This window comes from Paracoccus methylovorus (genome assembly GCF_016919705.1).
GTDB lineage: Bacteria > Pseudomonadota > Alphaproteobacteria > Rhodobacterales > Rhodobacteraceae > Paracoccus > Paracoccus methylovorus.
In genome coordinates this window covers 126510-145038 of the sequence record NZ_CP070369.1, presented here as the reverse complement: position 1 = coordinate 145038, position 18529 = coordinate 126510, and the positions used below count along the sequence as shown (strand labels likewise).

General features: G+C 66.4%; 18 protein-coding genes. 10 read left to right on the top strand and 8 right to left on the bottom strand.

Annotated features, from left to right (window positions below; translation table 11 throughout):
• Positions 1–39: 39 nt before the first annotated feature.
• From JWJ88_RS11575 to pcaD, 5 genes are all read right to left on the bottom strand, one after another.
• The gene (locus tag JWJ88_RS11575; protein ID WP_205295502.1) at positions 40–1353 is read right to left on the bottom strand and encodes a class-II fumarase/aspartase family protein; all 1314 of its coding nucleotides are present in this window, start codon (positions 1351–1353) and stop codon (positions 40–42) included.
• Between the two features lie 140 nt (positions 1354–1493).
• Positions 1494–2108 carry a protocatechuate 3,4-dioxygenase subunit alpha gene (gene pcaG / locus JWJ88_RS11570; RefSeq protein ID WP_407673904.1) on the bottom strand — a complete coding sequence of 205 codons (615 nt, stop codon included), beginning with the start codon at positions 2106–2108 and terminating at the stop codon, positions 1494–1496.
• Positions 2105–2842: a protocatechuate 3,4-dioxygenase subunit beta gene (gene pcaH, locus JWJ88_RS11565; protein ID WP_205295500.1), complete on the bottom strand. Its 738-nt coding sequence runs from the start codon at positions 2840–2842 to the stop codon at positions 2105–2107. Before pcaH ends, pcaG begins: the two co-directional genes overlap by 4 nt.
• A complete protein-coding gene (gene pcaC / locus JWJ88_RS11560) occupies positions 2839–3222 on the bottom strand; it encodes a 4-carboxymuconolactone decarboxylase (RefSeq protein ID WP_205295499.1) in 384 nt (127 codons plus the stop codon). Before pcaC ends, pcaH begins: the two co-directional genes overlap by 4 nt.
• The gene (pcaD, locus tag JWJ88_RS11555; protein ID WP_205295498.1) at positions 3219–3998 is read right to left on the bottom strand and encodes a 3-oxoadipate enol-lactonase; all 780 of its coding nucleotides are present in this window, start codon (positions 3996–3998) and stop codon (positions 3219–3221) included. The genes pcaC and pcaD overlap by 4 nt, the downstream gene beginning before the upstream one ends.
• Before the next feature lie 67 nt (positions 3999–4065).
• On the opposite strand from pcaD, the gene JWJ88_RS11550 reads away from it, so the two are divergent.
• Entirely contained in the window at positions 4066–4986 is a 921-nt protein-coding gene (locus JWJ88_RS11550) for a LysR substrate-binding domain-containing protein (RefSeq protein ID WP_205295497.1), read from the top strand.
• 62 nt (positions 4987–5048) lie between these two features.
• On the opposite strand, the gene pcaF is transcribed toward JWJ88_RS11550, so the two are convergent.
• The 3 genes from pcaF to JWJ88_RS11535 are packed head-to-tail and all read right to left on the bottom strand — an operon-like array spanning position 5049 to position 7653.
• A complete protein-coding gene (gene pcaF, locus JWJ88_RS11545; RefSeq protein ID WP_205295496.1) occupies positions 5049–6248 on the bottom strand; it encodes a 3-oxoadipyl-CoA thiolase in 1200 nt (399 codons plus the stop codon).
• A gap of 2 nt (positions 6249–6250) precedes the next feature.
• A complete protein-coding gene (locus JWJ88_RS11540; RefSeq protein WP_205295495.1) occupies positions 6251–6922 on the bottom strand; it encodes a 3-oxoacid CoA-transferase subunit B in 672 nt (223 codons plus the stop codon).
• Positions 6919–7653 (bottom strand): 3-oxoacid CoA-transferase subunit A, encoded by a 735-nt coding sequence (locus JWJ88_RS11535; RefSeq protein ID WP_205295494.1) that lies wholly within the window; start codon positions 7651–7653, stop codon positions 6919–6921. The genes JWJ88_RS11540 and JWJ88_RS11535 overlap by 4 nt, the downstream gene beginning before the upstream one ends.
• Positions 7654–7765: 112 nt before the next feature.
• On the opposite strand from JWJ88_RS11535, the gene JWJ88_RS11530 reads away from it, so the two are divergent.
• The 9 genes from JWJ88_RS11530 (at position 7766) to JWJ88_RS11490 (ending at position 18478) form a co-directional block, all read left to right on the top strand.
• Complete coding sequence (locus JWJ88_RS11530) at positions 7766–8524, top strand: IclR family transcriptional regulator domain-containing protein (protein ID WP_205295493.1); 759 nt, start codon at positions 7766–7768, stop codon at positions 8522–8524.
• Positions 8525–8750: 226 nt separating this feature from the next.
• Positions 8751–10628: a TRAP transporter large permease gene (locus JWJ88_RS11525; RefSeq protein ID WP_205295492.1), complete on the top strand. Its 1878-nt coding sequence runs from the start codon at positions 8751–8753 to the stop codon at positions 10626–10628.
• A 30-nt stretch (positions 10629–10658) separates the two neighbouring features.
• On the top strand, positions 10659–11675 hold the full coding sequence (locus JWJ88_RS11520; protein ID WP_205295491.1) for a TRAP transporter substrate-binding protein: 1017 nt from the start codon (positions 10659–10661) through the stop codon (positions 11673–11675).
• A 1-nt stretch (position 11676) separates the two neighbouring features.
• Positions 11677–12495, top strand: a complete 819-nt coding sequence (locus JWJ88_RS11515) for an IclR family transcriptional regulator (RefSeq protein WP_205295490.1) — start codon at positions 11677–11679, stop codon at positions 12493–12495.
• Positions 12492–13661: an acetyl-CoA acetyltransferase gene (locus JWJ88_RS11510; RefSeq protein ID WP_205295489.1), complete on the top strand. Its 1170-nt coding sequence runs from the start codon at positions 12492–12494 to the stop codon at positions 13659–13661. The genes JWJ88_RS11515 and JWJ88_RS11510 overlap by 4 nt, the downstream gene beginning before the upstream one ends.
• A complete protein-coding gene (locus tag JWJ88_RS11505) occupies positions 13658–15262 on the top strand; it encodes an acyl-CoA synthetase (protein ID WP_205295488.1) in 1605 nt (534 codons plus the stop codon). Before JWJ88_RS11510 ends, JWJ88_RS11505 begins: the two co-directional genes overlap by 4 nt.
• Positions 15259–16086: a PCC domain-containing protein gene (locus JWJ88_RS11500; protein ID WP_205295487.1), complete on the top strand. Its 828-nt coding sequence runs from the start codon at positions 15259–15261 to the stop codon at positions 16084–16086. The genes JWJ88_RS11505 and JWJ88_RS11500 overlap by 4 nt, the downstream gene beginning before the upstream one ends.
• A complete protein-coding gene (locus tag JWJ88_RS11495; protein WP_205295486.1) occupies positions 16083–16844 on the top strand; it encodes an SDR family NAD(P)-dependent oxidoreductase in 762 nt (253 codons plus the stop codon). The genes JWJ88_RS11500 and JWJ88_RS11495 overlap by 4 nt, the downstream gene beginning before the upstream one ends.
• Before the next feature lie 134 nt (positions 16845–16978).
• Positions 16979–18478, top strand: coding sequence for a phosphomannomutase (locus JWJ88_RS11490; RefSeq protein WP_205295485.1), 1500 nt, complete (start codon positions 16979–16981; stop codon positions 18476–18478).
• Positions 18479–18529: the final 51 nt, after the last annotated feature.

Below are 18529 nucleotides of genomic sequence, written 5' to 3'. Positions count from 1 at the left end.
TTCATTCGCGCTGCTGTGCCTGTCCGCAAGGTCGTGGGATCATGCCCCGGCAGCGTCGGCAAAGGCGCGCGCCTCGTCCGGGGCGGTGCCAAGCCCGCCGATGCCCGACAGGTCCAGATCGGGGAAATCACGGGCAACCAGTGCGGGCAGCGGCTGACCCGACGATTGCACCTCGGCGCAAATCGCCTTGATCCTTGCCTGCGCCTCGGGGCGCGGCAAGTGGCGAGCCAGCGCAAAGGTCAGGGCTTCGGCATGGATCAGTCCCGAACCGTCGTCCAACCCGCGCGCCATGGCCTGCGCGTCGGGCGCGATGCGCTGCGACAGATCGAGCGCCAGCGCCAGCGCCCGGCCGGTCGAGATGCAAAGCTGCGGCAGGCTCAACCATTCCACGAACCATGCCGCACCGTCGCGTTGCTGGCGGTGAATGCCTGCGCCCTGCAGGGCCGAGGACAGCGCGACCGACTGCCGCGCCAACGCCACCAGAACCGATGCGCCGACCGGATTTTGCTTTTGCGGCATGGTCGAAGAGCCCCCAGCGCCTTCGATGCGGATTTCCCCGATGCCGCTTTGCACCATCAGGATCAGATCTTCGCCCATCTTGCCAAGGCTGGCGCAAAGCCCCGCCATCCACGCGGCAAAGGCGCCGATGCTGTCACGCTCGGCGTGCCAGCTGTGGCCGGGATCGCGAAGCCCCAATGCCTCGGCCAGTCCGGCGCGCACGGCGGGTCCCTGCCCGTCCATGACCGAAAGCGTGCCAGCGGCCCCGCCCAAAGAGACGGTGGCGAGTTCGGGTGCGAGGGTCGCGAGACGCGCCCGGTGGCGCAAAAGCGGATGGCCCCAGCCCGCGACGACGGCACCGAAGCTGGTCGGCGTCGCCACCTGCCCATAGCTGCGCGCCGCCATCGGCAGATCGGCATATTGGCGGGCCAGCCGGCCAAGCGCGGCGGCAAGCTGGCCGAGCCGTTCGTCCCAGATCGCCGTCAGCCGACGCAGGCGCAGGGCCTGACCGGTGTCCATGATGTCCTGGCTGGTCGCACCCCAATGCAGGTATTGGGCATGGTCGGGCGCCCCCATCCCCTTGCGGAACGCCGCGACCAGCGCCGGGACCGGAACGCCATTGGTGGCTGTCTCGGCCGCGAGCGCGGCAGGGTCGATCTGCACCTCGCGCGAAGAGCGGTCGATGAAGGCCGCGGCGGTTTGCGGGATGATGCCCAGCCCGCCCTGCACGCGCGCCAGCGCCCCTTCGACCAGCAGCATGGCGCGAATCTCGGCGCTGTCGGTGAAAAGGGCGGCGGTGTCGTCATCCGAAAAGAGGCTGCGATAGAGGGCGCTGTCGGCGGCGGCGGCGGGCATCGGTCGGTCCTTTTGCAATGGCAGGACCGGGGGGCTTTCCGCCCCCCGGACCCCCCCGAGGGTATTTGGACAACAAAGAAGATACGAGGGGCATGCGGCAGGATTTGCGCGTTTGCCCGGTTCCGCCGCACCCCTTGGGGTCAGATGTCGAAGAACACGGTTTCGTCTTCGCCCTGAAGCCGGAAGTCGAAACTGTATTCGCCGGGTCCGGTCTTTTTGGCCAGAAGCGTCGGGATGCGGGCCTTGTGCTCGATCCGGGTCAGGACCGGGCATTCGGCATTGGCCTGTTCCTCGTCGTCAAAGCAGATCCGGGTTTGCAGGCCCAGATTGACGCCACGCGCCACCAGCCAGACGTTGATATGCGGCGCCATCGGCCGGCCATCCGGGAAAGGCACGCGGCCCGGCTTGATCGTGTCCAGCCGCCAGATGCCAGTGTCGAAATCCGCAGCCACCCGCGCCCAGCCTGTGACGTTGGGGTCGGCCGCGCCGCGCGGGTCGTTGCCCGGGTAGATGCCGTCCGCATCCGCCTGCCAAGTTTCGAACAGCGCATCCCGCAAGACCATCCCCGCACCGTCAATGACCCGGCCGGTGATGGTGATACGTTCGCCTCTGGCCCCGTCGCGGACCGGTGACCGGCCCAGGTCCACGGGATAGATGCCGGGGATACCGAGCGCGTTCGGCGTCAGGCCGATATGGACATAGGGACCCGCTGTCTGCGAGGGGGTTTCCTTGAGGTAATCCAGCTTTTGCATCACAGCCCCTCGGTGCGGTTTTCGAAGAACGACTGGCGGCGGCCGCGCAGCACGATGTCGAATTTATAGGCAAGGCAGTCCATCGGGATCGCCCGGTTCATGTCCAAGGGGGCGACAAGCGCCTCAATGGCGTTTTCCTGGCCGATGGTGTTGACGATCGGGCATTTTGCGATCAGCGGATCGCCTTCGAAATACATCTGGGTGATCAGGCGCTGGCCGAAGCCGCTGCCGAAGACCGAGATATGGATATGCATCGGCCGCCAGCTGTTGACATGGTTCGGCCATGGATAGGCGCCGGGACGGACGGTCAGGAACTCGTAAGCGCCGTCCGGCCCGGTCAGCGTGCGCCCGCAGCCGCCGAAATTCGGGTCGAGCGGGGCCTGATAGCCGTCTTTCTTGTGGCGATAGCGGCCGCCGGCGTTGGCCTGCCAGATCTCGACCAGGGTATTGGGCACGCCGCGGCCGTTTTCGTCCAGCACGCGGCCGTGCATGATGATCCGTTCGCCGATGGCCGGCTGGCCGGTGAAGTTCATGATCAGGTTGTTATCCAGCTCTCCGATCATCGAGTGGCCGAAGGCGGGGCCGGTTTCCTCGGACAATGTCGAGCCCAGCGACACCAGCGGGCGGAAGGGCGCGCGGGTCATCGAGGTCTTGTAACCCGGCGTATAGGCGGCCGGATGCCAGTCGCGGTCGCGGAAGAACAACGGGCCGCGGTCGATTGAGTTGCTGAGGGTCATCGCGGTGCTGCCTCCATCTCGGCGTAGGTTTCCTTGGCGATCTTGATCGCATGGTTGGCGCGTGGGACACCGGCGTAAATGGCGACATGCAAAAGCGCCTCGATCACGTCCTGGGGCGTGGCCCCGGTGTTCGCGGTGGCACGGATATGCAGGGCCAGTTCGTGATCGTTGCCCAAACCCGCCAGCAGCGCAATTGTCAGCATCGAACGTTCGCGCGGGCTGATGGTGTTGCGCGACCAGACATGGCCCCAGGCGGCTTCGGTGATCAGGGACTGAAAGGGCTGGTCGAAATCGGTCTTGGTATCCTCTGCCCGGTCCACATGGGCATCCCCCAGCACGCGGCGGCGGGTGGCGAGGCCTTGATCATAGCGATCACTCATCGGGCATGCTCCTGAAGGAAAGGGGCCACCAGCGCGGCCCATTCGGAGGGCGTTTCGACGCAGGGCAAATGGCCGGCCCCGGGAATGACGTGAAAGGCAGCGCCGGGGATCAGGTCTGCGGTGGCGCGCACCAGATCAGGCGGCGAGGAGCCGTCGCTTTCACCCGCAAGCACCAGCGTGGGCAGGCGCAGCGTGGCGGTGCGTTCGGTCAGGTCGGCCGCGGAAATGGCCCCGCAGCCGGCGACATAACCATCGGCGTCGCTCCGGGTCAGCATGTTGCGCCACAGGTGCAACGCGGGGGTGGCGCGAAATCCGGGGGCAAACCAGCGCTCCATCACCGGCGCGGCGATGCTGGCGACGCCGCCGGCACGAACCGCGGCAATGCGCGCGTTCCACGTCTCGGCCGAGCCCATGCGGGCGGCAGTGTTCGACAGCACCAGCGCATGCAAAAGGTCCGGGCGCGCGTCGGCCAGCGCCTGCCCGATCATGCCGCCGATAGACAGACCGACAAAGACCACCGGCCCGCCGCCGACCATCTCGACCAGCGCGGCCGCATCCTCGGCCAGATCGGCGATGGAGGCCGCGCCGCCCGTATCGGACAGCCCATGGCCGCGTTTGTCATAGCGGACGGCGCGTATGCCCGGCAGCAGCGGCAATACCGCTTCCCACAGTCGCAGGTCGGTGCCCAGAGAATTGCCGAAAACCACTGTCGGCCCATCGTCTGGCCCGTCGATCCGGTAATGCATCGCCCCCCAGGGGCGCATCAGAACTTGCATGGGGTATCCTCTCTCACCCATAATCTGCCATAGCCTGTTCCGGGCGAAAAATGCAAAATGAGCGGTCATGTATAAGCAAAGAGTTATGCATCCGGCAGTCAAGCTGCGTCATATCCGGGCCTTTCTGGATATCGCGGCGGAAGGCGGACTGTCGCCCGTAGCGCGCCGGCAAGGCATTACCCAGCCCGCGTTGTCGCGCACGCTGGCCGAGCTGGAGACGCTGCTGGGTCAGCAATTGTTCCTGCGGCAGGGCCGGCGAATGGTGCTGACCGAACCGGGCGCGCTGTTTCGCCATCATGCCGCACAGGCGGTGCAGGCGCTGGAGGCGGGCGCGGCGGCCCTGCACCCCGAAACCAGCGGCACGCTTCGTGTCGGCGTCCTGCCGACCGTAGCGACGCGGTTCTTTCCGCAGGTCGTGCTGCGAATGCAAAAGATCCTGCCCGAGGTGCTGCTGGCGGTCGAAACCGGGCCGCATCACTACCTGATCCGCATGTTGCGCGCGGGCAGCATCGACCTGATGATCGGCCGCCTGCCCAGCCCATCGGAAATGGCGGGGCTAAGCTTCGATCACCTTTACGAAGAAGATATCATGCTGGTCGCCCGCACCGGGCACCCCGCTGCCGACCGCCCCGCAGCCGAGGCGCTGCGGATGTCGCCGCTGATCTTGCCGCCGACAACGGCGCTGATCCGCGCCTCGGTCGATGCCTATCTGGCCTCGCTGGGGCTGATAAATCCAAAGCCGATGGTCGAGACGGTGTCGCTGGCATTGGGGCGGGGGGTTTGCCTTGCCTCGGATGGGCTGTGGTTCATCTCTCGCGGCGTGGTTCTGGAGGAAATCGAAAGCGGCGTCCTGATCGAGTTTCCGACCGGGGCGAAATTCCTGTCCGGCGCGGTCGGCATGACCCGCCAGCAGGCCGCGACGGCTCCGGGCCTTGCCACGCTGGAACAGGTCGCGAGAGAGATTGCCGGCCACGCCGCTGAACGCTGACAAAGCGACGGGGGCCGACGCGCCGCGTCACCCCCCGGAAATGACCCGGATGCGGCCTGACGTCAGACCCTTTCCAGCGCGATGGCGATGCCCTGGCCGACGCCGATGCACATCGTGGACAGCGAGCGACGGGTGCCGGTCAATTGCAGTTCCAGCGCCGCGGTGCCGGTGATGCGCGCGCCCGACATGCCCAGGGGATGTCCCAGCGCAATCGCGCCGCCGTTCGGGTTCACCCGCGCGTCGTCATCGGCGATGCCAAGCTGGCGCAGCGTGGCGATGCCCTGCGCGGCAAAGGCTTCGTTCAACTCGATCACGTCGAAATCGGCCGGGCCAAGGCCAAGTCGCGCCATCAGCTTCTGGCTGGCCGGCGCCGGGCCGATGCCCATGATGCGCGGCGGCACCCCCGCCGTCGCCCCGCCCAGCACCCGGGCGATGGGGGTCAGGCCATGGGCACGGGCCGCCACCTCTGACGCCAGGATCAGCGCCGCCGCGCCGTCGTTCACGCCCGAGGCATTGCCCGCAGTGACCGAGCCGTTCGGAAACAGCGGCCGCAGCTTGGCCAGAGCCTCGGGGGTTGTGGCGCGCGGATGTTCGTCGGTATCCACCACCAGCGGATCGCCCTTGCGCTGCGGCACGCTGACCGGCGTGATTTCTCGCGCCAGCCGGCCGCTGGCGATGGCCGCCGCCGCCTTGGCCTGCGAGGCCAGCGCCATGGCGTCCTGCGCCTCGCGCGCGATGCCATAGTCGTCGGCGACGTTCTGGCCGGTCTGCGGCATGGAATCGGTGCCGTAAGCCTTGTCCATCGCCGGGTTCACGAAACGCCAGCCGATGGTGGTGTCGTGGATCTCGGCATGGCGGGAAAAGGCCGTCTCGGCCTTGGGCAACACGAATGGGGCACGGGACATGCTCTCGACCCCGCCAGCGATCACCAGCCCGGCCTCGCCCGCCGCGATCTGGCGCGCCGCCATCAGCACTGCATCCATGCCCGAGCCGCAAAGCCGGTTGATCGTGGTCCCCGTCACCTCGACCGGCAGACCGGCCAGCAGGGCGGACATGCGCGCGACGTTGCGGTTGTCTTCGCCCGCCTGATTGGCGCAGCCATAGATCAGGTCGTCCACCGCCTGCCAATCGACGCCGGCATTACGCGCCATCAAGGCACGCAACGGGATCGCCCCCAGATCATCCGGGCGCACCGACGACAGGGCACCGCCAAAACGCCCGATCGGCGTGCGGATGTAATCGCAGATGAAAACTTCGGTCATGGTCACAACTCCGGTACGATCAGATCGGCGACTTCGCCATCCAGATGCAGTTTCGCCCCAGTCACCGCCTGCAGATCCTGCAGCGAAATCGAGGGCAGTTTTTCACGCAGCACGAACTTGCCCCCGTGAATATCGACAACCGCCAGCGAGGTATAGACGCGGGTGACGCAACCCACCCCGGTCAGCGGCAGGGTGCAGGTTTCCACCAGCTTGGGTTTGCCGTCCTTGGTGACGTGATCGGTGATGACCGCCACGCGCCTTGCCCCATGCACCAGATCCATCGCGCCGCCGACTGCCGGGACGCCCTTGGGTCCGGTGGACCAGTTCGCAAGATCGCCGCTTTGCGCCACCTGATAGGCGCCCAGGATTGCCACATCCAGATGGCCGCCGCGCACCATGGCAAAGCTGTCGGCATGGTGAAAGAACGCGGCACCCGGTTGCAGGGTGATCGCCTTTTTGCCGGCGTTGATCAGGTCCCAGTCCTCTTGTCCCGCGGCCGGCGCCCCGCCAAAGCCCAAAACACCGTTTTCGGTATGGAACACCGCCTGCCGGCCGGGGGGCTGGAACTTGGCGACCATCTCGGGAAAGCCGATGCCAAGGTTGACATAGGCGCCGTCGGTGATGTCCTGCGCTGCGCGCCAGGCGATCTGGGCGTTGGTCAGTTTCTGGGTCATGCCTGCACCTTTGGATGGGCCGCATTGGCGCGGTTGAGTTCTTCTTCCTGCGCGGGGTCCGCCACCTCGATAATGCCGTCGACAAAGATGCCGGGGGTCACCACATGCTCGGGGTCGATGCCGCCCGGCGCGACCGCCTTGGTCACCTGCACGATGGTCTGTGCCGCTGCCATCGCCATCAGGGGCGAAAAGTTGCGCGCCGCCATGCGATAGGTCAGGTTGCCATAGTGATCGCCCAACTCGGCCTTGATGAGCGCGAAATCGGCCTTGAGCCAGCGTTCCTGCACATATTTCCGCCCGTCGAATTCGGCCTCCGATTTGCCCTTGGCCAGATCGGTGCCATAGCTGGTCGGAGTGTAAAAGGCCGGGATACCCGCACCGCCTGCGCGGATGCGTTCGGCCAGCGTGCCCTGCGGCACCAGCTCCAGCTCGATCTCACCTGCCAGGTATCTGTCGGTGAAAACCCGCGGGTCGGCCGAACGCGGGAAGGAACAGACCATCTTGCGGACCATACCCTGCTCGATCATCGCGGCGATGCCGACATGGCCGTTGCCGGCATTGTTGTTGATGACGGTCAGGTTTCCGGGGCTGCCGGTGGCCAGATAGCGGTCGATCAGCGCGTGGATCAGTTCGATCGGCGCGCCCGAACCGCCAAACCCGCCGATCATCACCGTGGCGCCGTCCGGGATGCCGGCGACTGCCTCGGTCAGGTTGGGGATGCGTTTGTCCATGGCCTCCTCCTTGGGGGTCGTTCCGGGCTGTCATGCCAGCCCCAGCCCTGCGCTGCCCAGCAGTTTTGTGCGGATGTTGACATTTGTTCAATCTGCATAAAAACTTGTGCGCATGGTGAACAAGACCGACATCATCGCCTCATTCGCCAAGGGACTGCGGGTGATCGAGGCATTCCACGCCGACCGCCCCCGGCTGTCGATTTCAGACGTGGCCGAGGCGACGGGACTGGACCGGGCGACGGCGCGGCGCTGTCTGCTGACGCTGCACGAACTTGGCTATGCCGATTACGACGGCAAGTTCTTTACCCTGACCCCGCGCGTGTTGCGGCTGGGCATGGGCGCGCTGGCCGCGATGCCGCTGGCACAGCTTGTGCAGCCATGGCTGGACCAACTGTCCGAGCAGATCGGGCAAAGCGCCTCAGTCTCGATTCTCGACGGGACCGAGATCGTCTATCTGGCCCGCGCGGCGCAAAAGCGGGTGATGTCGATCGGGCTGATGCCGGGTTCGCGGTTGCCGGCGCATTGCACCTCGATGGGGCGGGTACTGCTGGCCGCCCTGCCAGAGGCTCAGGCGCGCGCCATCCTTGACCGCTCGGACCTGACTCCGCGCACCCGCAACAGCCTGACCGCCCCGCAAGAGATCATGGAGCGAATCACCCGCGCCCGAATCGACGGCTATGCGGTAAACGATCAGGAGATCGAACTGGGTCTGCGCTCTATCGCCGTGCCGCTGTTCGACACGCATGGCCGGGTGGCGGCGGCGCTGAACATCGGGGTGGCAGCGGTGCAATCCTCGGCGCAGGAACTGGTGACGCTGTATCTGCCGGCACTGCTGAAGGTGCAGGAAGGGTTGCGCCGGGTCCTGCGTTGAAGGGGCAAAAGCCCGCACAACCAGCACTCGGTAATAATTCTATATTATGGAATGCGATCTGCCCGATACATGGCCAATCCGGCAGAAATCCTGGCTGGTCACAATTTTTTCTTGCACTTTGCCCAGAATCTCTCAGAAATTCGCCAAAGACGCGGCCGCTGCCCGGTCCACATCATGGATCGGCAGCATGGGAAGGGGAGAGCCCAGCCGCCATGGGAGGGAAGAAATGCAGTTGACCGACACCCAATCGGAAGCCGAGCTGGCGCTTGGCGGCATCGAGGCACTGGCCGAGCCGAAACGCGCCGAGCGATGGATGCGTCCGGTCGAGGTGCTGGCTGCCGGCCTGCTGATGATGATGATCGTCACGGTGCTGGCGAACGTGTTCTTTCGCTATGTGCTGGCCAAGCCGCTGATCTGGGGCGACGAGGTCGCGTCGATCAGCTTTATCTGGATGGCGATGCTGGGCTCGGCCCTGGCGGTGGACCGTCACGAACACATGAAGCTGACCGTGGTCCTGCCGCTGCTGCCCGAACGGGTGGCCCGGGTGGCCGAGGTGGCTGGACAGGCGCTGGTCTGTCTTTTGCTGCTCCGGCTTTTGCCGGTCGCAATCGAATATGCCTATGAGGAAAGCTTTGTCAGGTCGCCGGCGCTGGGGCTGCCGATGTCATACCGTGCCGCAGCCCTGCCGGCCGGCATCGGGTTGATGGCGGTGCTGGCGGTGATTTCGCTGCTGCGCACGCGCGAATGGCGCATCATTGCCGGCACGGCGGTGGTGACGGCGGCGGCGGTTGTGGTGCTGTGGTATGCCCGACCCGCGCTGATGGGGATCGGCAACTGGAACCTTCCGATCTGGCTGGGCCTGCTGGTGGCGGTGCTGCTGTGTGTCGGCGTGCCCATCGCCTTTTGCTTTGCGCTGGGGACCTTGGCCTACCTGACCTTTGCCAGCCATGCGCCGATCTTCGTAATGATGGGCCGCATAGACGAGGGCATGTCCTCGCTGATCCTGCTGTCGGTGCCGGTCTTCGTGCTGCTGGGTTGCATCCTCGATGCCACCGGCATGGGCAAGGCCATCGTCAACTTTCTGGCCTCGCTGCTGGGTCATGTGAAGGCGGGGATGAGCTATGTCCTGCTGGGGTCGATGTTCCTCGTGTCGGGGATTTCCGGCTCCAAGGTCTCGGACATGGCGACCGTGGCCCCGGCGCTTTTCCCCGAGATGCGCCGTCGTGGCCATTCCGCGCCCGAGATGACGGCGTTGCTGGCCACCGGGGCCGCCATGGCCGATACGGTGCCGCCCTCGATCGTGCTGATCGTGCTGGGCTCGGTCGCAGGGGTATCCATCGCCGGGCTTTTCATCTCGGGTTTCGCCATCGCCATGGTCCTGCTGGTGATGCTTGCCATTCTGGCACGCTGGAAGGCGCGGAACGAGGATATGTCCGGCGTCTTTCGCGCCACCCTACCGCTGATCGGCAAGGCCGCGATCATCGCCACGCCCGCCCTTGTGCTGCCCTTCATGATCCGCAGCCTCGTCGGCGGCGGCGTGGCGACCGCGACCGAGGTTTCGACCATCGCGGTGGTCTATGCCTTTGTGATCGGCGTGGTGCTGTATGGCGGCATCCCGATCCGCAAGGTCGGCACCATGCTGGTCGAGACCGCCGCGATGTCCGGTGCGATCCTGCTGATCCTGGGCGCGGCCTCGTCCATGGCATGGGCGCTGACGCAATCGGGCTTTGCCCGCGACCTGATGAACATCGTGACCAACCTGCCGGGCGGCTGGGTGGTGTTCATGCTGGCCTCGATCGTGATCTTTCTGGTCCTTGGCTGCGTGCTTGAGGGGTTGCCCGCCATCGTGCTGCTGGCGCCGATCATGTTCCCCATCGCGCGCGGCCTTGGAATCCACGATATCCATTACGCCATGGTCATCGTCACGGCGATGAACATCGGCCTGATGGCGCCACCCATCGGCATCGGCTTTTACATCGCCTGCAAGATCGCCAATGTCCCGGCCGATCAGGTGATGCGCCGGATCTGGCCTTATCTGGCCGCGCTGATGATCGGACTTTTGGCCATCGCCGCCGTGCCATGGTTCTCGACCGCTTTGCTTTGATCACCACGAAACCTCGGGGAGGAGGAAAATATGATCATCACCCGCCGCAACGTCCTGATGGGCGCCGCCGCCGGCGCGCTGGCCGCGCCTTTTATCAGGCCGGGCGCCGCCCGTGCTGCCGAGTTCAGCTATAAGATCGCGAACAACCAGCCGCTGGAACACCCCAGCAACATCCAGCTTGCCGAGGCGGTCAAGGCGATCCTTGAGGAAACCTCGGGCGCGGTGGACATCCAGATCTTCCCGTCGAACCAGCTTGGCGCAGATACCGACGTGCTGGGCCAGTTGCGCTCGGGCGGGGTCGAGTTCTTCCAGCTTTCGCCGGTCATCCTGTCGACGCTGGTGCCCAACGCCTCGATCAACGGGGTGGGTTTCGCCTTCCCCGATTACGACACGGTGTGGAAGGCGATGGACGGCGAGCTAGGCGCCTATGCCCGCGGCCAGATCGAAAATGCCGGTCTGGTGGTGATGGAAAAGATCTGGGACAATGGTTTCCGCCAGACCACCAGCTCGAACAGGCCGATCCAGACGCCCGAGGATTTCGCCGGCTTCAAGATCCGCGTGCCGGTCAGCCCGCTGTGGACCTCGCTCTTCTCGGCCTTTGGCGCCGCGCCGGCCTCGATCAACTTTGCCGAGGTCTATACCGCGCTGCAAACCGGCATCGTCGATGGGCAGGAAAACCCGCTGGCGATCATGAAGGTGGCCAAGCTGTGGGAGGTGCAGAAATACCTGTCCATGACCAACCACATGTGGGACGGCTTCTGGCTGCTGGGGAACCGCCGCGCCTGGGGCGCCCTGCCCGAAGACGCGCAGCAGATCGTCGCCAAGCACTTCAATGCCGGCGCGGAACGGCAGCGCGCGGACGTGATGGCGCTGAACGCGACCCTGCGCGGCGATCTGGAAAGCCACGGCTTTGTCTTCAACGACGTGGATCCCCAGCCGTTCGAGGACAAGCTGCGCGAAGTCGGATTCTACGCCGAGTGGAAAAAGACCTATGGCGACGAGGCATGGGAAATCCTTGAAGCCGCCGTCGGCCGCAAGCTGGCCTGACATGACAAACGTCCCCGCCCCTGAACCGACCGGCGGCACACAGGCGGTGGCGCGCGCGCTGTCGCTTTTGTCAGAGGTCGGCAGGGGCGGCGGCGACGGGCTGGGGCTGGGGCAACTGGCCGCCGCAACCGGGCTGGCACGGCCCACGGTGCGGCGGCTGCTGCTGGCCCTGGCACAGGCGCGCATGGTCGAACAGGACCGCCAGACCCGGCGCTATCATCTGGGCCCCGAGGCTTATCTGCTGGGCACCTTTGCCGCCGAGCGGCACGGCATCTTGACCCATGCCCGCAACTCCTTGCTGCGGCTGGCGCGTGAAACCAGCGACGTCGTGCTGCTGACGGTGCCGCAGGGCGATCACACACTGTGTCTGGAACGGATCGAGGGCGATTTCCCGATCCGCACCCATGCCCTGATGCGCGGCGACCGCAAACCCGCAGGCGTCGGCGCGGGCGCGTTGGCGATCCTCGCCGCCTTGCCGGAGCCCGAGGGCGATGCGCTGCTGCATCGCGTCGCACCGCTGATCGAGGATCTGGCCCCCGATCTGGTTGCGGCGCTGGCCCGGGATCTGGCGCACGCGCGCGCGGCCGGCCATGCGCTGAACCCGGGCCGCGTGGTGCCGGGGTCCTGGGGGCTGGGCGTCGCCGTCCTGTGGCCCGACGGTCGCCCCGCCGGCGCGCTGTCCATCGCCGCAATCGAAACCCGCATGGGCGCGGCGCGCCGGGCCGAACTGGCCACCGCGCTGCACCGCGAAGCTCGGCTGGTCGAAGCCAGCCTTGCCACCCTTGAACCGCAATCCGAACGCAGAAGGAGCACCGCATGACAGACCCGCTGATCGTCGGCTGGGCGCATACGAAATTCGGCAAGTCCGAAGCGCCCGACACCATGGCCCTGATGGCCGAGGTGGCCCGTCCCGCGCTGGACCATGCCGGCCTGCCCGCCGATGCCGTCGATGGCATCTTTGTCGGCGTCTATAACAACGGCTTCTCGCGACAGGATTTTCAGGGCGCATTGGTCGCCATGGGCACGCCGGAACTGGCAGGCGTGCCCTTCATGCGGACCGAAAACGCCTGCGCCACCGGCTCGGCCGCGCTGTATGCGGCGGCGGATTTCATCGCCTCGGGGCGCGGCAAGGTGGCGCTGGTCGTCGGGGCCGAGAAGATGAGCGCGACACCCGGCGATCAGGTGGGCGACATCCTGCTGTCGGCCAGCTATATCCCGGAAGAGGGCGACATCCCCGGCGGCTTTGCCGGCGTCTTCGGCCGCATCACCGACACTTACTTCCAGCGCCACGGCGACCGCTCCGAGGAACTGGCGATGATCGCCGCCAAGAACCACGAAAACGGCATGCGCAACCCCTATGCGCATATGCAAAAGCCCTTTGACGTCGCTTTCTGCAACACGATCTCGGACAAGAACCCGCGGGTTGCGGGACCGCTGCGGCGCACCGATTGCTCGCTCGTGTCGGACGGGGCGGCGGCGCTGGTGCTGGCCGCACCCGAGGTGGCCGAAAGCCTTGCACGCGCCATCCGTTTTCGCGCCCGTGCACAGGCGGGCGACCTGCTGGCGCTGTCGCGGCGCGACCCCATCGCCTTCGAAGGACCGCATCGGGCATGGGCTGCCGCGCTGGATCAGGCCGGGCTCGCCATCACCGACCTGTCACTGGTGGAAACCCATGACTGCTTCACCACCGCCGAGATGATCGAATACGAGGCCATGGGGCTTGCCCCGCGCGGACAGGGCTGGCGCGTCATCCGCGACGGCGTGACGCGATTTGACGGCGCACTGCCGGTGAACCCCTCGGGCGGGCTCAAGTCGCGGGGCCATCCGATCGGCGCGACCGGCGTATCGCAGCACGTCATGGTGGCCATGCAACTGGCAGGCGATGCCGGCGCCATGCAGGTGCCCGCCGCCACGCTGGGCGGTGTCTTCAACATGGGCGGCGCGGCGGTCGCCAGCTACTGCTCGATTCTGGAGCGCATGAAATGACGGAACCCATCGGTGATCCTGCTGGTGGCCTGACCCCGGTTTCGACCCGGGTGATGAACCTTGCCACGTTTCTGACGCAGGCCGCGCGCCGCGATCCGGCCGGCGTCGCGCTGGTCATGGGCGAGACGCGCTGGACATGGGCCGAGTTCGAGGCGCGCACCGATGCGCTGGCCCATGCCCTGCAGGCCCGCTTTGGGCTGGAAAAGGGCGACCGGGTGATGTGCCAGTCGCAGAACTGTCTGGAGATGATGCAGGCCATGTTCGCGGTCTGGCGCGCGGGCGGCGTCTGGGTGCCCGCGAATTTCCGCCAGACCCCCGCAGAGGTCGCGTGGCTGACCGAAGCCTCGGGGGCAAGGCTGATGCTGTGCAACGCCAGCTTTCCCGATCACGCCGCAGCCTGCGCGGGCGTCACGCATATCGCCTTTGGCTCCGCCGATTTTGGTCCCTCGGTGCAGGACATCACCGCCGGGCACATGGGCCGGAAACCGCAGGTCGCGGTAGTGGATCGCGACGATCCTTGCTGGTTCTTTTTTACCTCCGGCACGACCGGACGGCCCAAGGCGTCGGTGCTGACCCATGGCCAGATGGCTTTCGTGGTCACGAACCACCTTGCCGACCTGATGCCGGGGTTGACGGGACAAGATGCCTCACTGGTCGTGGCGCCGCTTTCGCATGGCGCGGGCGTGCACCAACTGACGCAGGTGGCGCGCGGCGTGAAAACCGTGCTGCTGCCGACCGAGCGGTTCGACGTGGCGCAGGTCTGGGACCTTGTGCGGGAATGGCGGGTCTCGACCATATTCACCGTGCCGACGATCCTGAAACTGCTGGTCGAGCATCCCGCGATGGCCACGGCCGACACGTCGTCGCTGCGCTATGTCATCTATGCCGGCGCTCCGATGTATCGGGTGGATCAGCAAAAGGCGCTGCGCACCTTGGGCAAGGTGCTGGTGCAATATTTCGGCCTTGGCGAATGCACCGGCAATATCACCGTGCTGCCCGCGCATCTGCACGAGGCCGAGGACGGCCCCGCTGTCCGCATCGGCACCTGCGGCTATGCCCGCACCGGGATCGAGATCCAGATCCAGGACGATCAGGGCCGCGAACTGCCCGCGGGAGAGACCGGAGAGATCTGCGTGATCGGACCCGCCGTCTTTGCCGGCTATTACCAGAACCCGCAGGCCAATGCGAAAGCCTTTCGCGACGGCTGGTTCCGCACCGGCGACCTTGGCCACATGGACGACACCGGCTTTCTGTATATCACCGGGCGCGAATCGGACATGTTCATCTCGGGCGGCTCGAACGTCTATCCTCGCGAGATCGAGGAAAAGGTGCTGACCCATCCGGCCATCTCCGAGGTCGCGGTGCTGGGCATTCCCGATCCGCTGTGGGGCGAGGTCGGCTGGGCGGTCTGCGTCGCCAGCGCCCCGGTGACCGAAGAGGAACTGACAGCGTTTCTGGAACCCAGGATCTCGCGCTACAAACTGCCCAAGCGGTTCCTGTTCTGGGATGCCCTGCCGAAGTCCGCCTATGGCAAGATCACCAAGAAGATGGTCCGCGACGAAATCGAGGCGCGCGGGCTGCTGGAGCAAACCCCGGCATGAGGATGATCCACCCCGGCCCCCGCGCATCCGAACGCATACAGGCCCGCAGCACCACGCTGCGCCCGATCAACGGCACGCTGCGCGCGGGTGAAACGGTCATGCAGGCGGTGGGCGATCTTTTCGCTGCGCATGGTTGCAAGGGCGGCGTGGTCTGGCTGGCCGGCGTCGCCTGCGAACCGATGCGTTATGTCCTGCCGGCGCTTTCGACCGATGGGCTGCATGCGGCATGGTATTCCGAAACCCATGCACCCAAGGGCCGCTGGACCATCCAAAGCGCCACCGCGACCGTGGGCAGCAAGGACGGCGCGCCGTTCCTGCATTGCCATGGCATCTGGTCGGACGGGCAGGACACTGCCATGGGCCATCTGTTGCCCTTTGACGCGATCCTTGCCGAGGACGCGACGGTATCGGGCCTTGGCGCGGCTCAGGCATGGTTTCAGGCCCTGCCGGACGAGGAAACCGCCTTTACCCTTTTCACCCCGCAAGGGGACGACGAGGGGCCTGCCTTGTTCGCCCGCGTCCTGCCCGGCGAAGATGTGGTCTCGGCCATCGAAACGCTGGGCCGGCGCCATGGCATCACCGATGCGCGCCTGCATGCCGTGGGCAGCATCGACCATATCCGCTTTGCCGAAGGTCATCGTATGGACTGCCTTGCCACCGAGTTGCGCTTTGACGGCGCAGAGCTCGTGCAGGGTCGCGCCCGGATACCCATCGAGGTCGTGGACATAGACGGCCGGATCGCGCGCGGCACGCTGACGCGGGGCGAAAACCCCGTTGGCGTGACGCTGGAACTCATCATCGAACCGACAGGGGAAACAGCATGAAAACCGCCATCGTCACCGGCGGCTGCCGGGGCATCGGCCTGGCCGTCACCGAAATCCTGCTGCAACAGGGCTGGCGCGTCGCCATGGTCGATCGCGACACCGAGGAATTGCACCGCGTAGCCGACGGCATTGAAAACGTGCTGGCGGTCGAGGCCGACATCTCGATCCCCGAACAGGTGGAGCGCATGGTGGCCGAAACCGTCGCCGCCTTTGGCCGCGTGGATGCCCTGGTCAACAATGCGGGCGTCGCGCTGTTTTCGCGCGCGGGTCGCACCAGTTTTCAGGAATGGCGCGAGGTGATGGCGACGAACCTTGACGGCGTGTTCCTGTGCACGCAGGCTGCGGCGCCCGAACTGGCCAAGACCCACGGCTCCATCGTCAACATCGCCTCGATCTCGGGGCTCAGGGCCTCGACGTTGCGGGTGGCCTATGGCACGTCGAAGGCGGCGGTGATCCACCTGACCAAGCAATTCGCCGCCGAACTGGGCGAACAGGGCATCCGCGTCAATTGCGTGGCCCCCGGTCCGGTCCGGACCAAGCTGGCGGCGGCCGTGCATGCGCCCGAAATCATCGCCGCCTATTACGATGCCATCCCGCTGAACCGCTATGGCGAGGCGCAAGAGATCGCAGAAGCCGTCGTTTTCCTGTGTTCGGACAAGGCCAGCTTCGTTTCGGGCCAGACGCTGGCGGTGGATGGCGGATTTGACGCCACCGGCGTCGGCCTGCCCGCGCTGCGGCGCGAGAACGAACCGGCCTGAGCAGAGCTGCGGCGCGGGCGGATCTGCCGCCCGCCGAACCCGCCGATGGATTTGGGCCGCATTCGCCACGGCGGCTCTGGACGAACCGCCCGCCGCGCTTGCATGATCGCCTTTCCAAACAGCGGGCTTCGACCATGACCAAGACAGGAACCTTCACCGTCCAAGACCTGATCGCGGAAAGCGGCGTCGCCTTTGGCACCAGCGGCGCGCGTGGTCTGGTCACCGCCATGACCGACCGCGTGGTCTATGGCTATACCCAAGGCTTCCTGCACTATCTGCGCGAGATCGGCGAATTTCCCCCCAAAACCCCGGTGGCGCTGGCCGGCGATCTGCGCCCCTCGACCCCGCGTGTCCTGCGCGCTTGCGCACAGGCCATCCGCGACGCGGGCGGGCAGCCGGTGTTCTGCGGCCATGTGCCGACGCCGGCGCTGGCCTGTTACGCCTTTGGCCGGGGCATCCCTTCGCTGATGGTCACGGGCAGCCATATCCCCGACGACCGCAACGGCATCAAGTTCCACCGCCCCGGAGCAGAGGTGCTGAAGCCCGACGAGGCCGGAATGACCCGGCAGGCACTGACGCTGGACCCCGCACGCTTTGGCCCGGATGGCGGGTTGGCCGAGGCCGCGCCCCTGCCCGATCCGGTGAATATCGAGGACGGATATGTCCGCCGCTATGTCGATTTCTTCGGCGATGATGCGCTTTCAGGGCTGGTGCTGGGGCTTTATCAGCATTCCGCCGTCGGCCGCGACCTCTTGGCCCGCATCCTGCGGGGGCTTGGCGCGCAGGTCCTGCCGCTTGGCCGCTCGGACCATTTCATCCCCGTCGATACCGAGGCGCTGCGCCCCGAGGATATCGCACTGGCCCGTGACTGGGCGGCGCAGCACCGGCTGGACGCCATCATCTCGACCGATGGCGATTCCGACCGGCCGCTTTTGGCCGACAATCGGGGCGAATGGCTGCGCGGCGACATATTGGGCCTGCTTTGCGCCCGCGAACTGGGCGCCGATTGCGTGGTCACGCCGGTCAGCAGCAATACCGCGCTGGAGCTGAGCGGGGCGTTCCCGCGCACCATCCGTACCCGCATCGGCTCCCCCTACGTCATCGCTGCGATGAACGACGCGGCCAGCCAGACCGGCGGCACCGTCTGCGGATATGAGGCGAACGGCGGCTTTCTGCTGGGCACCGATATCCTGCGGAACGGGCGGCGGCTTGCGGCATTGCCGACACGGGACGCGGTGCTGCCGGTGGTCAGCGTGCTGGCTGCGGCAAGAACGCGCCCGCTGGCCGAGCTTTGCGCCGGCCTGCCGCGGCGCGTGACCTTCAGCGACCGGCTCAAGGATTTTCCGACCCGCGATTCGCAGGCCATCCTGATCGCGCTGACCCAAGGCGATAAGGCCGGGCAGATCGCCCGGATCGAGGCGCAGTTCGGTGCGCTCGTCGGCCGGCTGCGGCAGATCGACCAGACCGACGGGCTGCGCATGAGCTTTGAGGGTGGCGCGATCATCCACCTGCGCCCTTCGGGCAACGCGCCCGAACTGCGGGTTTATACCGAAACCGAAAGCGAAGAGACCGCCCGGACCCTGAACGCCAAGGTACTGGCGCAGGTGCGTGAAATGGCGGCACAGCCCGGCTGACACCCGCGTCTTGCGCGCGCCAAGGGGCCCGCCTGCCCCAGCCAAGCACCG

Excerpts from the sequence above, each read along its gene's own strand:
- JWJ88_RS11575 (WP_205295502.1), bottom strand. The coding sequence starts at position 1,353 with ATGCCCGCCGCCGCCGCCGACAGCGCCCTCTATCGCAGCCTCTTTTCG.
- pcaH (WP_205295500.1), bottom strand. The coding sequence starts at position 2,842 with ATGACCCTCAGCAACTCAATCGACCGCGGCCCGTTGTTCTTCCGCGAC.
- pcaC (WP_205295499.1), bottom strand. The coding sequence starts at position 3,222 with ATGAGTGATCGCTATGATCAAGGCCTCGCCACCCGCCGCCGCGTGCTG.
- pcaD (WP_205295498.1), bottom strand. The coding sequence starts at position 3,998 with ATGCAAGTTCTGATGCGCCCCTGGGGGGCGATGCATTACCGGATCGAC.
- JWJ88_RS11550 (WP_205295497.1), top strand. The coding sequence starts at position 4,066 with ATGTATAAGCAAAGAGTTATGCATCCGGCAGTCAAGCTGCGTCATATC.
- pcaF (WP_205295496.1), bottom strand. The coding sequence starts at position 6,248 with ATGACCGAAGTTTTCATCTGCGATTACATCCGCACGCCGATCGGGCGT.
- JWJ88_RS11540 (WP_205295495.1), bottom strand. The coding sequence starts at position 6,922 with ATGACCCAGAAACTGACCAACGCCCAGATCGCCTGGCGCGCAGCGCAG.
- JWJ88_RS11535 (WP_205295494.1), bottom strand. The coding sequence starts at position 7,653 with ATGGACAAACGCATCCCCAACCTGACCGAGGCAGTCGCCGGCATCCCG.
- JWJ88_RS11530 (WP_205295493.1), top strand. The coding sequence starts at position 7,766 with ATGGTGAACAAGACCGACATCATCGCCTCATTCGCCAAGGGACTGCGG.
- JWJ88_RS11525 (WP_205295492.1), top strand. The coding sequence starts at position 8,751 with ATGCAGTTGACCGACACCCAATCGGAAGCCGAGCTGGCGCTTGGCGGC.
- JWJ88_RS11520 (WP_205295491.1), top strand. The coding sequence starts at position 10,659 with ATGATCATCACCCGCCGCAACGTCCTGATGGGCGCCGCCGCCGGCGCG.
- JWJ88_RS11515 (WP_205295490.1), top strand. The coding sequence starts at position 11,677 with ATGACAAACGTCCCCGCCCCTGAACCGACCGGCGGCACACAGGCGGTG.
- JWJ88_RS11510 (WP_205295489.1), top strand. The coding sequence starts at position 12,492 with ATGACAGACCCGCTGATCGTCGGCTGGGCGCATACGAAATTCGGCAAG.
- JWJ88_RS11505 (WP_205295488.1), top strand. The coding sequence starts at position 13,658 with ATGACGGAACCCATCGGTGATCCTGCTGGTGGCCTGACCCCGGTTTCG.
- JWJ88_RS11500 (WP_205295487.1), top strand. The coding sequence starts at position 15,259 with ATGAGGATGATCCACCCCGGCCCCCGCGCATCCGAACGCATACAGGCC.
- JWJ88_RS11495 (WP_205295486.1), top strand. The coding sequence starts at position 16,083 with ATGAAAACCGCCATCGTCACCGGCGGCTGCCGGGGCATCGGCCTGGCC.
- JWJ88_RS11490 (WP_205295485.1), top strand. The coding sequence starts at position 16,979 with ATGACCAAGACAGGAACCTTCACCGTCCAAGACCTGATCGCGGAAAGC.